This window comes from Pseudoduganella umbonata (genome assembly GCF_014192225.1).
In the GTDB taxonomy this organism is placed as follows: Bacteria; Pseudomonadota; Gammaproteobacteria; order Burkholderiales; family Burkholderiaceae_D; genus Rugamonas; species Rugamonas umbonata.
This window is the reverse complement of the sequence record NZ_JACHXS010000002.1, coordinates 287446-299744: the sequence shown is the minus strand read 5'-3', so window position 1 is coordinate 299744 and position 12299 is coordinate 287446. Positions and strand designations below refer to the sequence as shown.

Genomic DNA, 12299 nt, shown 5'->3' with positions numbered 1-12299 from the left:
TTCTTTGCCGAAGGAGCTACAAGTGAGTACGGACATCAACGAACTGGCCGCCCAGGTGGGCCGTGCCTTGCAGGACAAGGAATTACTTCTGGTCACGGCCGAATCATGCACCGGGGGTGGCGTGTCGCAGGCGATCACCGAGATCGCCGGCTCCACCGGCTGGTTCGATTGCGGCTTCGTCTGCTATTCGAATGCGTCGAAGACGGAGTTGCTGGAAGTACCGGCCGCGCTGATCGCCCAGTTCGGCAGCGTCAGCGAGGAAGTCGCGGCCGCGATGGCGCAGGGTGCACTGGGCAACAGCAATGCACACCTGGCCGTGTCCACCACCGGCATTGCCGGGCCTACCGGCGCGGTGCCGGGCAAGCCGGTCGGTACTGTCTGTTTCGGCTGGGCCAACGGCGACACGGTGCATACCGAACGCCTGGTGTTCTCCGGCGACCGCCGCGCGGTGCGCGAGCAGACCGTGATCCACGCGCTGCAAGGGCTGCTGCGGTTCGTGAACTGAGTCTGCAAGCCCGGTCCGCGAACCGCAGCGGTAACCGGGCCGGTAACGCAAAAGCCAGGCTCATGTTTACGGCATTGCGGCCACCACCATCCGCGTCGATGACGACGGCGAACGCCGTGCCGGCCACTTAGAGGTCGTCGCCATCGCCAACCTGCATGTACGCACCGGCGCCGCCATCGCAACGGTCGCTGCCGCTGCCGCCACCCGGTCACCGTCGACGCTGTCGCGCGATCCGGGCCTTCATCGTGCCGCTCCCTACCTTGCCATCGTTTGCCGCGCGGCGCCGATTGGCATGAAGCCGTAGTGGTCGGAGCTGGCCGCCGAATGCAGGCGGCTTGCGCCATCGTGGGAGTGGGACTAATATGTGAACATGTATTCAAATGTTGTCAATAAGATGGACCTGGCGCCCGTCCACGAAGAGTCGGTTGCCCAGCTGGCCGACCTGTTCCACCTGCTGGGCGACCCTACCCGCCTGCGCATCGTACTGGCCTGCGTGGCCGCCCCGATCGCCGTCAGCGGGATCGCTGCCACGCTGGCGCTTTCCAGCTCGCTGGTCAGCCATCACCTGCGCCTGCTGCGCGCCGCCCGCATCGTCAAGGCCGAGCGCCAGGGCAAGCAGGTGTTCTATTCGACCGCCGATGCGCACATCAGCGGTGTCCTGCGCGACATGCTCGAGCATATCGCCGAACCCTCGACAGGAAACGACGTATGAGCGGCCACCATCATCATGACCACGGGCATGGGCACCATCATCACCATGGCGACCCCACGGACCATGGCCGCGCGTTCGCGATTGCGATCACGCTGAACGCGATCTTCGTCGCCGTGGAATTCAGCTACGGCTTCCTGGCCAATTCGACGGCGCTGATGGCCGATGCGGGGCATAACCTGTCCGACGTGCTGGGGCTCATGCTGGCCTGGGGCGCCGCGATCCTGGCCAGGCGGGAACCGTCGCGCCGCTATACCTACGGCCTGCGCAGCAGTTCGATGCTGGCCGCGCTGTTCAACGGCATGCTGCTGATGGCCGCATGCGGCGCCATCGCGTGGGAAGCCGTGCTGCAGCTGATCGATCCGGTGCCCGTGCATGGCCCGACCGTGTCGGTGGTTGCCGGCATTGGCATCCTCGTCAACGGCATCTCGGCCTGGCTGTTCATGAAGGGCAGCAAGGATGACCTGAACATCCGCGGCGCCTACCTGCACCTGGCCGCCGACGCCGCGATTTCGCTCGGCGTGCTGGTGTCCGGCCTGCTCGTGATGTTTACCGGCTGGATCCGGCTCGACCCGCTGGTCAGCCTCGGCATCGTGGTGATGATCGTGGCCGGCACATGGTCGCTGCTGAAGCAATCGCTGCGGATGATGATGGCGGCCGTGCCGAACAATGTGGATTCACGCAAGGTGGAGCATTTCCTGCGCGGCCGGCCCGGCGTAACGGATGTGCACGACATGCATATCTGGTCGATGAGCACGACCGAGACGGCGCTGACCGCGCACCTGGTGATGCCGGGCGGCTACCCCGGCGACGTGGCGATGGACGACATCGCGCGCGGCCTGCGCGAGCAGTTCTCGATCCATCACAGCACCTTGCAGACCGAGCTGGGCACGACCGAACATGCGTGCTGCCTGGGTCCGAACGGACAGGCGCAGGGGGATGACGGCCATGGCCATGGGCACGACCATGACCACGAACATGAACATGAACATGGACATGGACATCAGCATGACCACGACCATGAGCATGGGCACGGCCACAAGACCGGACATGGCCACGACCATGAGCATGGCCACGATCATGGACACGACCACAAGCACGGCCATGGCCGCGCGCATGGCCATGCCGGCCATCACTGATCGGCCAGCCCCGCGAACAGCTGCGTGCTCAGGTAGCGCTCGCCGAACGACGGAATGATCGTCACGATCAGCTTGCCTTCGTTTTCCGGCCGGCGCGCCACCTGCACGGCGGCCCACAGCGCGGCACCGGCTGAAATACCCACCAGCAGGCCCTCTTCGCGCGCGGCCCGGCGCGCGTAGTCGAACGCATCGTCGTTCTTCACGGCGACCACTTCGCTGTAGACATGCGTGTTCAGCACCGCGGGCACGAAGCCGGCACCGATGCCCTGCAGCGGGTGCGGACCCTTGGTGCCTTTCGACAGGATCGGCGACGCTTCCGGTTCCACGGCGATGCACTGGAACGACGGCTTGCGTTCCCTGATCACTTCGCCCACGCCGGTGATCGTGCCGCCGGTGCCTACGCCGGCGACAAGGATGTCGATGCCGCCGTCCGTGTCGCGCCAGATTTCTTCGGCGGTGGTGCGGCGGTGGATCTCGGGATTGGCGGGATTGTTGAACTGCTGCGGCATCAGGTAGCGCGGATCGGAATGGGCCATTTCCTCGGCCCGGCGGATCGCCCCGACCATGCCTTCGCTGCCGGGTGTCAGCACCAGTTCGGCGCCATACGCGCGCAGCAGCGTGCGGCGTTCGCGGCTCATCGTTTCCGGCATCACCAGCGTGCACTTGTAGCCGCGTGCCGCGCAGACCATCGCCAGCGCGATGCCGGTGTTGCCGCTGGTGGGTTCGAGGATGACCGTATCGGGCCGGATCAGGCCGGCCTGTTCGGCCGCTGCGATCATCGACAGCCCGATGCGGTCCTTCACGCTGTGGGCGGGATTGTAGAACTCCAGCTTGGCCAGGATCTGCGCGGGCGCGGTTGCACCCTGGGCCAGGCCGCTTTGCGCCAACCGGTTGATGCGCACCAGCGGCGTATTGCCGATCAGCGCAGTCACATCATTCGCAACGTTCATCGAGGTCTCCTCACGAGGAATGGAAGACCAGTGTAACGCCGCGGCTTATTTCACGTCGAGCAGTTCGACGTCGAAGATCAGCGCCGAGTTGGCAGGAATGCCCGGCATGGCGCGCGCGCCGTAGGCCAGGTTCGACGGGATGATCAGCGTGCGCTTGCCGCCGATCTTCATGCCGGCCACGCCCTGCTCCCAGCCCTTGATGACCTGGCCGGCGCCGAGGCGGAATTCGAGCGGTTCGCCGCGGTCGCGCGAGGAATCGAACTTGCGGCCCTTGTGGCCGCGCGCCATCGGACGGTACAGCCAGCCCGTGTAGTGCACGGACACGGTACCGCCGGTCGCGGCTTCGCGGCCGGTACCGACCTTGCTGTCGGTAACGATCAACTGCTCGGCGGCGGGGCCGATCGTGGCGGAGCCGGGCACCACGGGGCCTGCCGGCGCTTCCTGGGCGGCGGCGGGCTGCGCCGGCGCTTCCTGGGCGGCCGGCTGTGCCGGGGTTTCTTGCCCGGCGGGCGGGGTCTGGGCGTGCGCGAAGGAGGCGGCGCACAGCAGGACGGACAGCACTGGAGCGGACAGACGGGTCATCATGTATTCTTTCTGTACTGGGTTTTGAGGCGGCAACATGATAGCAAATGAACCTGAAGAACAGCCAAAAGCCGGGCCCACCCGCAAGCTTTTCTTTGCATTGTGGCCGGACGAAGCCGCGCGCGCCGCGCTGGCCGCGCTGCAGGCCCCTGTCGCGGGAAGGCTGACGCCACGCGCAAAGCTGCACCTCACACTGGCCTTCCTGGGCCATGTTCCTGCCGATGCCGTGCCGGCCCTGCTCGCCATACGCGACCGGCTCGGCGTGCCGCCGCTGCGGCTGGTCATCGACTGCTATGGCTACTTCACGCGGCCGCGCATTGCCTGGGCCGGCATGACGCAGGTGCCGGCCGGACTGGTGGCGCTGCATGAAGACCTGGTGCGGCAGCTGGAAGCGGCCGGCTTTTCCGCCGCCACGCACGGATCGTTCAAGCCGCACGTCACGCTGGCGCGGGAGGCGAAACAGGCGCCGCCCGCGGCACCGGAAATGCCGGTCGTGTGGACCGTGGACCGGGCAGTGCTGGTGGAGTCGCTGCCGGATGGCCGGTATGTGCCGGTGGAGAGCTAGCCTTTGCCTGCCGCCGCTTCGGAAGTGCCTGCCGGAGCTGCCGGAGCCACTTCCTCCGCCAGCTTCGCCAGCACGTGCCCCGCGGCCACCATGCCGAACGTGGCCGTGACCACCACCGCCGACCCGAAGCCCGCGCAGTTGATGCCGGTAAGCCCCGCTTTCACGGGTGGCGCATCGTCCGCGTCGACTTCGCACACCTCGCCCGTTTCGGGAAACTTCAGCGGCTCCATCGAGAACACGGCATCCACGCCGAGCTTGTTCTTGCCGTTCGGCGGATAGTTGAACTGGCTGCGCAGGCGCCGGCGCACCTTCTTCAGCAGCGGTTCCTGTTCCGTCCTGGCCAGGTCGCGCACCTCGATCTTGGTGGGGTCGGTCTTGCCGCCGGCGCTGCCGATCATGATCAGGCGGATGCCGCGCGTGCGGCAATAGTGCACCAGCGCCGTCTTGGCGCGCGCGCTGTCCATCGCGTCGATCACGTAATCGTAGTCGTGCCCGCCGATCATCTCGTCGAGGTTGTCGGGGGTGACGAAATCCTCGATTTCGGTCACCTGGCAATACGGGTTGATCTGGGCGATGCGCTGGCGCAGCGCGGTGACCTTGGCCATGCCGACGGTATCGGTCAGCGCCTGGATCTGGCGGTTGATGTTCGATTCCGCCACGTTATCCAGGTCGATCAGCGTAAGGCGGCCGATGGCGCTGCGCGCCAGCGCCTCGACGATCCAGGAGCCGACGCCGCCGACGCCGATCACGCAGATGTGCGCGGCGCGGTAGCGCTCCAGGGCAGGTGCCCCGTACAGCCGGGCGATGCCGCCGAAGCGGCGCTCGAAGTCGATGTCGGTGTCGATATCGTGCGCGGCGCCTTGGGAAGATGGGATGATGTCGTTCATGGGGCCATTTTAACGGACGCGGCCCGAAGGATTATTCTACAATCCGTCGTTCAGAACCAAGGATGCCGCCATGACAGATTTCCTCCCCGCCCCCGCCCCCGGGTTCGACCAGCCGATCGCCGTGCTGAAACATTGCCACGACAAGATCCGCCAGCAGCTGGCCACGCTGCAAAACCTGCTGACGCACCTGCCCCGGCATGGTGCCGACGCGGCCGCGCAACAGGCGGCGCAGGCAGTGCAGAAATACTTCAACAAGGCGGCGCACGTGCACCACGCCGACGAGGAAATCGACCTGCTGCCGATGCTCGACGCGACGGCCACCGGCACCGACCTGGAAACGGTGCGGCGGCTGCGTCCCGAGATCCTCCAGCAACACCAGCAAATGGACGAGGCGTGGCATGTACTCGATCGACAACTCGACAAGATCGCCAGCGGCTCCGCCGGCGAACTCTCGGCCGATGCGGTGAACACCTTCGTAAGCATGTACACGGCGCACATGGAAACCGAAGAAGGCCATATCGCGCCGATGGCGAAGCGCCTGTTCAATCCGGCCCAGATGGCGGTACTGGGCGAATCGATGCGGCGCCGGCGCGGTATCGACTCGCCGGCTGCGGACGGTAACAGTGGCGGCGGTGGCAGTGGGGGCAACGGTGGCGCCAATGGCGGCAGCCCGGCAGCGGGCGGCATCGCGCTGGCCGACCTGCGCATGGATTACGGCCGCGCCAGTCTTTCCGAAGACGACACGCTGGCCGACCCGGTGGCGCAGTTCGGCAAGTGGTTCGACGAGGCCATGAAGGCGCAGGTCAACGAACCGAACGCGATGAGCGTGGCCACGGTGGGCAGCGACGGCAAGCCATCTTCGCGCATCGTGCTGATCAAGCAGTTCGATGTGCGCGGGTTCACGTGGTACACCAACTACGAGAGCCTGAAAGGCCGCCAGCTGGCGGAGAATCCCCATGCCGCCATCCTGTTCTTCTGGCCCGAACTGGAGCGCCAGGTCAGGATCGAAGGCCGCGTGGAACGGACATCGGCCGCGGAAAGCGACACGTATTTCTACAGCCGCCCCGTGAAGAGCCAGCTGGCGGCGATCGCCTCGATGCAGAGCGCGCCGATCGGCAGCCGGGCCGACATGGAGGCAAATTATGCGGCCGTGGAACGTGCCGTTGCAGCAGGCGTGGCAGAAGGCGTGGCAGATGGCCAGCAGGGTACCCGCGACCCGGCGGCCGGCGGCGGCAAGCCGCAACGGCCGGCGCACTGGGGAGGTTATCGCCTGGTGCCCGAACGTATCGAGTTCTGGCAGGGGCGCGCCTCGCGCTTCCATGACCGGATCGTCTATACGCTGCAGGCGGATGGGAGCTGGTCCAGGGGGAGGATCCAGCCTTAGCGGGATCCAGCACATGTACGGCCGGATGAGCCCGCAGCGCAGCGCGGTGTCTACTTCAGCCGCGCGCCGTGCATCTTGCGGAACTTGGCCACTTTCGGGCCGACCACGAACGCGCAATAACCCTGCAGCGGATGCTGGGCAAAATAGTTCTGGTGGTAATCCTCGGCCTTGTAGTAAGGCTGCGCCGGCGACAGTTCGGTCACGATCGGCGCATCCCATACGTGCGCCATTTCCGCGATCACCTGCCGCGCGGTGGCTTCCTGTTCCGGCGACTGGAAATAGATCACCGAGCGGTATTGCGTGCCCACGTCATTGCCCTGGCGGTTGAGCGTGGTGGGATCGTGGATCGTGAAGAAGATCTCCAGGATGTCGCGGTAGCTGATCACGGCGGGATCGAACTCCAGCCGCACCACTTCCGCATGGCCCGTCGTGCCCGAGCACACCTGTTCATATGTCGGGTCCGGCTGGGGGCCGCCGGTGTAGCCCGACTCCACCTTGCCGATCCCCTTGACTTCAAGATACACGGCTTCCGTGCACCAGAAACACCCGCCGCCCAGCACGGCGATTTCGCTCTGCGCCATACGATCCTCACTGTTCAATGACGGCTACTGTAACGCAATTGGCAAAACACCGCCGCCCGCAGGAAATATTTCCGACACTTCATGCATTCGTGCAACTGGATTTCCGGTGCCGCGCTCGGCTAGCGCAAACTTTGGCATAATGCCCGGATGAATACCAGTTCCCCCCGCGCCGCCACGCCCGCGTTCGACAGCGTGCATTTCCGGCAGGCGCTGTCGCAATTCGCCACCGGCGTTACCGTCATCACCACCCGGTTGGCGGACGGTACCTTTCGCGGCCTGACCGCCAGTTCGTTCAATTCGGTCTCGCTCGATCCGCCACTGGTACTGTGGAGCCTGAAGTCGCAGGCGTCCAGCATGCCGGTCTTTTCGGGCAATTCGCATTACGTGATCAATATCCTGGCGGCCGACCAGGCACACCTGGCCAAGCTGTTTTCGACCCGTACGGAAGACCCGTTCAGCCAGGTCGAGTTCGAACTGTCGCGTACCGGCCACCCGGTGCTGAAGGGATGCGCGGCCTCGTTCGAGTGCCACAACCGCAGCCGCTATCCGGAAGGCGATCACGTGATCTTCGTCGGCGAGGTGGAGCATTGCGAGTTCAGCCCGCGCGAACCGCTCGTATTCCATGCCGGCCGCCTGGGCGGCCTGCACGTGCCGGGCTGACCGCTGCCTATTGACTACTGACTACTGCATACTGACTACTGCGCGGCCAGCCGCGCCAGTATCCCGTACAGCGCCTTCGGGTGCACCGGCTTGACGAGGTGCTCGTCGAAGCCCGCTGCCAGTGCCCGCTCGCGATCCTGCTGCGTGCCGTAGCCGGTGATGGCGACGATGCAGGCCTTGGCCGTTTCCGGCAATTGCCGCAGGCGGCGCACCAGTTCGTAGCCATCCATGCCCGGCAAGCCGATGTCGACGAACATCAGCACCGGCGGACTGTCCACCACGGCGCCGAGCGCCTGCCGGGCATCGCTGCACACCGCCACCGAATGGCCGGCCGCTTCCAGCAGCAGCGCCAGCATCTGCGCCGCGTCGGCGTTGTCGTCCACCACCATCAGGTGGCGCCGCCTGGCGCCGCGCGTGTACTTGCCACCACCACCTTCGCCGTCGCCAACGCCCGGCCCGGCCCCTTCGGGCCGCGCCACGCGCGGCAGGCAGACCGTGAAGCGGCTGCCCAGCCCGGCACCGGCGCTGTACGCGGTTACGCGGCCGCCCTGCAGTTCGATCAGCGTCTTTGCCAGCGCCAGCCCAAGGCCGAGGCCACCCTGCGACCGGTCGGGCGAGCGCTCCGCCTGCGTGAACAGGTCGAACACGTGCGGCAGCAGGCTGGGAGCAATGCCGATTCCGTTGTCCGCGACGGTGGCGCGCACCTCGCGCTCGTCCGCCGTCACCCGCACGGCCACCTCGCCGCCATCGGGCGTATAGCGGGCCGCGTTGTTGAGCAGGTTCGACAACACCTGGATCAGCCGCGTGCGGTCGCCGTTGACCCATGGCCGCGTGTCCGGCAGCTCGACGGTTACACGTTGCCGCTTGGCCTGCATCAGCGCGCCCGCCTGCTCGACGGCGTCGCCCACCACGGCGCCGAAGTCGAGCGTTTCGCGCTGCAGGGTAACAAGCCCCCGCGTGACGCGCGACACGTCGAGCAGGTCGTCGACCAGTTTCGTCATGTGCTCGACCTGCCGCGTGATGACGGCGCTGGTCTTGTGGACGCGCGCGGCATCGGGCGTGCCGAGCCGCAGCAGCTCGGCCGCGGCGGCAATCGGCGCCAGCGGGTTGCGCAGCTCGTGCGCCAGCATGGCCAGAAATTCGTCCTTGCGCGAGTTCGCTTCCTGCAGCGCGCGCATCGCCAGCACGGCGGCGGTAACGTCGCTGCCTTCGACGAAGATGCCGTACACGGCACCGCGATGGTCGCGGATCGGCTGGTAGATGAAGTTGACGAAGCGCTCTTCGAGCTCGCTGTCCGGCCGGCGCCTCAGCAGCACCGGCATTTCGTGGCCGACGTGGGGATCGCCGGTGCGGTAGACCTCGTCCAGCAGCGCGATGAAGCCCTGGTCGCGGACTTCCGGCAGCACCTCGACCACCGCCCGCCCGACGATGTCGCCGCGCCCCACCAGCCGCATATAGGCATCGTTGGCGATCTCGAACACGTGATCCGGGCCGGACACCACCGCGAGGATGCCGGGGGCCTGCTGGAACAGCAGCCGCATGCGCCCGATCTCCTCGGCGCGATGGCGCTCCGACAATACCTGCTCGGTGGTCTCCGTGCAGGCGCAGAACACGCCCGCCACGCTGCCGTCCTCGTCGCGCATCGGCGAATACGAGAACGTGAACCACGTATCCTCGTCATAGCCCTTGCGCTGCATGGTCAGCAGCAGGTTCTGGTGGTAGGTGGCACGCCCCGCCATGGCTTCGTCGACGATCGGCGAAATGTCGGGCCAGATATCGGCCCAGACGTCGCTAAATGGCCGGCCCAGCGCCTGCGGATGCTTGCGGCCGAGAATCTCCACGTACGCATCGTTGTACAGGAAGGCCAGCTGCGGTCCCCAGGCAGCGAACATGGGAAACTTCGAGTTCAGCATCAGGCCGACAACGGTACGCAGCGCCGCCGGCCAGCGTTCGGGCGGCCCGAGCGGCGACGTGGACCAGTCGTGGCCGCGCATCGCCGCGCCCATCGTGCCGCCTTCGGTCAGGAACCCTGCGTCATTTGGCGGCATGCTGCACATTCTCCCGTCTGGTCTCATAGTCCGCGAGTATAGCCAAGGGCGCCGCGGCACGGCGCCGCCGTTCCAGCGCGCAAAAAAGCCGGCGCGAGGCCGGCTTCCAGGGGGCGACCTGGAGCTTCAGAACTTGAACGTGACGCCCAGGTTGACGGCCACCGGATCCAGTTTCATCGCCTGCGTCTGGCCGGTCGAATAGGTGGCCGTGGTGCGCAGCCTGGTCTTGATCACGCCGCCGTCGAGCGACCAGCGCTCGCTCAGCCGGACACTGGCGCCGAGCTGCGCGCTTGCCGCCCATTTCGATTCCAGCGAGAACGTGGACGCGGGGCCGCCCGTGTTCAGGATCGCCGTCAGCTGCGCCGAGCCACGCTCGCGGCGGAAGTAGGCGTAGGTGACGCCCAGGCCCACGTACGGGCGAAACATGGCATCCGGCCGGAAGAAGCGGTATTGCGCGAACAGCGTGGGCGGCAGCACATCCACCGTGCCCAGCTGGCCGGTACCGGCGATGGCGTCGGCGCCGAACAGCTTGTGGCGGTACGGCGCTCCCATGTCCAGCTCGGCCGCAAGATGGTCCGTGATGAAATACGCCAGGTTCAGGATCGGCTTGGTATCCGAATTGACGTCGGCCTTGGTGTTCGGCAACGCGGGGGCAGACACGTTGCCGCTCTCCACTTTCGGCGTGATCCGGTTGACGCCCAGCTTCACGGTCCAGTCGCCCTTTGCCTGCGCCGCGGCGCCGCCGGCGGTGCCGAGCATGGCGGCCAGGACGGCCAGCTGCATCGCGGTTTTCGTGTTTTTCATGGTTTTTCTCCGTTCGCTCACAGCCAGCCCTTGGTCACCAGCGCCTTCGAGACGAAGCGCGCCAGCAGCAGATTGTTGAAGGGGGTCGGATGCACTTCATCGGCAAACGAGTAATGGCTTACGTCGCCCGCCTTCAGGCTGGCAGCCGTGCAGCCCAGCGAACTGGCCAGCGGGTTCTTCGCCGAGGCCAGGTCGCAGGCCGGTTCGGACACATTGGTCAGGCCGTACGGCCCCGGATTGGTCGCCTGGTCATGGCTGACCGCATACACGTCGACGATCAGCACCTTGCTTTCGGACGCCAGCGCGGACGTCAGCTGCGCATTGAACGCCTGCACCATCTGGTCGATCAGCGCGCGGACATTCGCGTCGCGCGAGCGGCCGGCCGGCGTGCTGGCCACGTCCGGCAGGTTGTTCACCACCACGTAGTTGGCGCCATTGCCCAGCAGTTGCGACTTGACCAGCGCGGCCAGTTCGGCGCCGGCGGTGCCCAGCGCGGCCACCATGGCCGGCGCCTGCGCGGTCACGTAGTCGGTACCGGCCTTTGCACCCGCCGTGGAAGCCGCGGTCGTGGCCGTGCCGACAATGGCGGTGATATTGGCAGGTGCCGCCGTGTTGCCGGCCTGGACCGCCGCAGCGACGGCTGCCTGCACGATCGACGCCTGCGTGCTGCCGCTGCGCGCGCTCTCGGTGGCGATGGCCAGGCCGATCGCGGGCGCCGCGGTGGCGGGGTTGGTGGCGCCGGCCGCCAGCTGCGTGGCAAGGCTGGTGCCGAAGGCCTGCTGGCCGGCCGCGGTGCCGGCCGCGGTGGCGCCGGCGGACAGCTGGCCCAGGTTGACGAGCACGTCGTTACCGCCGGCCATCACGAACACCACTTCATCGCCCTTGAACCTGCCGCCCGTCTTCGCCAGGTGGTTCCGCACCTGCGTGACGACGGGCACGGTCAATGCGCCGAGCGGGCTGCCGGTCAACTTGTGGCCGGCGCCGATGGGATTGGTGACGCGGGCACCACCCTGCGCATAGCTGTAGCACCCGGCATGGTTGACGACGGGAACCGAGAAGCCGCGGGCGGCGTCGCCGTCGAGGCCGGTCTGGGCCGGGCACGGTGCGGGCAGGCCGAACTGCGCCGCCATCAGTTCGGTCCAGTTCTTGCCGGTCAGTGCCGGGTTGACCGATGTGCTGTCGCCGTTGATCGTGTACTTGCCGCCGCCCAGCGCCTTCACGGTGCCGACGGCGTAGCTGCCCACGTCGGAGAGGCTGTCGCCGAAGCTCACCTGGGAGGCGAACTTGACCCGGTTGACCTGGGCGCCGGGCTGGGGATCGCCGCTGCTGCCGCCACACGCGGCAAGGATGGCGCCGGCCACTACGGCCAGCGCAAATGTCATTTGGCGCATCATGTCTCCTGATCTGATGTTATTTTTTTAATAGTACGCGTGTACTATTTGCGTCCCGCCAATATGCCAGCCGGGGCCGTCGCAACACAAGGGA

12 protein-coding genes and 1 pseudogene are annotated in these 12299 nt (G+C 66.7%); 6 read left to right on the top strand and 7 right to left on the bottom strand.

What is annotated here, in order from left to right:
- Nucleotides 1-22 precede the first annotated feature (22 nt).
- The 3 genes and pseudogenes from FHS02_RS06385 to FHS02_RS06375 form a co-directional block, all read left to right on the top strand.
- Nucleotides 23-505 (top strand): CinA family protein, encoded by a 483-nt coding sequence (locus tag FHS02_RS06385; protein WP_137314833.1) that lies wholly within the window; start codon nucleotides 23-25, stop codon nucleotides 503-505.
- A 370-nt stretch (nucleotides 506-875) separates the two neighbouring features.
- Nucleotides 876-1217: an ArsR/SmtB family transcription factor gene (locus FHS02_RS06380; protein WP_229422247.1), complete on the top strand. Its 342-nt coding sequence runs from the start codon at nucleotides 876-878 to the stop codon at nucleotides 1215-1217.
- Nucleotides 1214-2128, top strand: a pseudogene (locus FHS02_RS06375) (cation diffusion facilitator family transporter); the annotation flags it as partial. The gene FHS02_RS06380 and the pseudogene FHS02_RS06375, both read left to right, overlap by 4 nt.
- 218 nt (nucleotides 2129-2346) lie before the next feature.
- Here the strand turns inward: FHS02_RS06375 and cysK are convergent.
- Nucleotides 2347-3303: a cysteine synthase A gene (gene cysK / locus FHS02_RS06370; protein ID WP_137314835.1), complete on the bottom strand. Its 957-nt coding sequence runs from the start codon at nucleotides 3301-3303 to the stop codon at nucleotides 2347-2349.
- A 45-nt stretch (nucleotides 3304-3348) separates the two neighbouring features.
- Complete coding sequence (locus tag FHS02_RS06365; protein WP_137317537.1) at nucleotides 3349-3885, bottom strand: FKBP-type peptidyl-prolyl cis-trans isomerase; 537 nt, start codon at nucleotides 3883-3885, stop codon at nucleotides 3349-3351.
- Nucleotides 3886-3922: 37 nt separating this feature from the next.
- On the opposite strand from FHS02_RS06365, the gene thpR reads away from it, so the two are divergent.
- A complete protein-coding gene (gene thpR / locus FHS02_RS06360) occupies nucleotides 3923-4450 on the top strand; it encodes an RNA 2',3'-cyclic phosphodiesterase (protein ID WP_137314836.1) in 528 nt (175 codons plus the stop codon).
- On the opposite strand, the gene tcdA is transcribed toward thpR, so the two are convergent.
- Nucleotides 4447-5337 (bottom strand): tRNA cyclic N6-threonylcarbamoyladenosine(37) synthase TcdA, encoded by an 891-nt coding sequence (tcdA, locus tag FHS02_RS06355; protein WP_137314837.1) that lies wholly within the window; start codon nucleotides 5335-5337, stop codon nucleotides 4447-4449. The two genes, thpR and tcdA, sit on opposite strands and share 4 nt — an antisense overlap.
- A gap of 70 nt (nucleotides 5338-5407) precedes the next feature.
- On the opposite strand from tcdA, the gene pdxH reads away from it, so the two are divergent.
- A complete protein-coding gene (gene pdxH, locus FHS02_RS06350) occupies nucleotides 5408-6721 on the top strand; it encodes a pyridoxamine 5'-phosphate oxidase (protein ID WP_137314838.1) in 1314 nt (437 codons plus the stop codon).
- 50 nt (nucleotides 6722-6771) lie between these two features.
- On the opposite strand, the gene msrA is transcribed toward pdxH, so the two are convergent.
- A complete protein-coding gene (gene msrA / locus FHS02_RS06345) occupies nucleotides 6772-7302 on the bottom strand; it encodes a peptide-methionine (S)-S-oxide reductase MsrA (protein ID WP_137314839.1) in 531 nt (176 codons plus the stop codon).
- Nucleotides 7303-7449: 147 nt separating this feature from the next.
- On the opposite strand from msrA, the gene FHS02_RS06340 reads away from it, so the two are divergent.
- Complete coding sequence (locus FHS02_RS06340) at nucleotides 7450-7962, top strand: flavin reductase family protein (protein WP_137314840.1); 513 nt, start codon at nucleotides 7450-7452, stop codon at nucleotides 7960-7962.
- A 35-nt stretch (nucleotides 7963-7997) separates the two neighbouring features.
- Here FHS02_RS06340 and FHS02_RS06335 read toward each other — a convergent pair whose 3' ends face one another.
- The 3 genes from FHS02_RS06335 to FHS02_RS06325 all read right to left on the bottom strand — a co-directional run bounded on the left by FHS02_RS06335 (nucleotide 7998) and on the right by FHS02_RS06325 (nucleotide 12208).
- A complete protein-coding gene (locus FHS02_RS06335) occupies nucleotides 7998-10010 on the bottom strand; it encodes a PAS domain-containing hybrid sensor histidine kinase/response regulator (RefSeq protein ID WP_175424849.1) in 2013 nt (670 codons plus the stop codon).
- Between the two features lie 126 nt (nucleotides 10011-10136).
- Nucleotides 10137-10814, bottom strand: coding sequence for an OmpW/AlkL family protein (locus FHS02_RS06330; RefSeq protein WP_137314842.1), 678 nt, complete (start codon nucleotides 10812-10814; stop codon nucleotides 10137-10139).
- A gap of 17 nt (nucleotides 10815-10831) precedes the next feature.
- Nucleotides 10832-12208, bottom strand: coding sequence for an SGNH/GDSL hydrolase family protein (locus FHS02_RS06325; RefSeq protein WP_307722157.1), 1377 nt, complete (start codon nucleotides 12206-12208; stop codon nucleotides 10832-10834).
- Between the last annotated feature and the right edge of the window lie 91 nt (nucleotides 12209-12299).

Coding starts and splice junctions, on each gene's coding strand:
- FHS02_RS06380 (WP_229422247.1), top strand. CDS start 876: ATGTATTCAAATGTTGTCAATAAGATGGACCTGGCGCCCGTCCACGAA.
- cysK (WP_137314835.1), bottom strand. CDS start 3,303: ATGAACGTTGCGAATGATGTGACTGCGCTGATCGGCAATACGCCGCTG.
- FHS02_RS06365 (WP_137317537.1), bottom strand. CDS start 3,885: ATGACCCGTCTGTCCGCTCCAGTGCTGTCCGTCCTGCTGTGCGCCGCC.
- thpR (WP_137314836.1), top strand. CDS start 3,923: ATGATAGCAAATGAACCTGAAGAACAGCCAAAAGCCGGGCCCACCCGC.
- tcdA (WP_137314837.1), bottom strand. CDS start 5,337: ATGAACGACATCATCCCATCTTCCCAAGGCGCCGCGCACGATATCGAC.
- pdxH (WP_137314838.1), top strand. CDS start 5,408: ATGACAGATTTCCTCCCCGCCCCCGCCCCCGGGTTCGACCAGCCGATC.
- msrA (WP_137314839.1), bottom strand. CDS start 7,302: ATGGCGCAGAGCGAAATCGCCGTGCTGGGCGGCGGGTGTTTCTGGTGC.
- FHS02_RS06340 (WP_137314840.1), top strand. CDS start 7,450: ATGAATACCAGTTCCCCCCGCGCCGCCACGCCCGCGTTCGACAGCGTG.
- FHS02_RS06335 (WP_175424849.1), bottom strand. CDS start 10,010: ATGCCGCCAAATGACGCAGGGTTCCTGACCGAAGGCGGCACGATGGGC.
- FHS02_RS06330 (WP_137314842.1), bottom strand. CDS start 10,814: ATGAAAAACACGAAAACCGCGATGCAGCTGGCCGTCCTGGCCGCCATG.
- FHS02_RS06325 (WP_307722157.1), bottom strand. CDS start 12,208: ATGATGCGCCAAATGACATTTGCGCTGGCCGTAGTGGCCGGCGCCATC.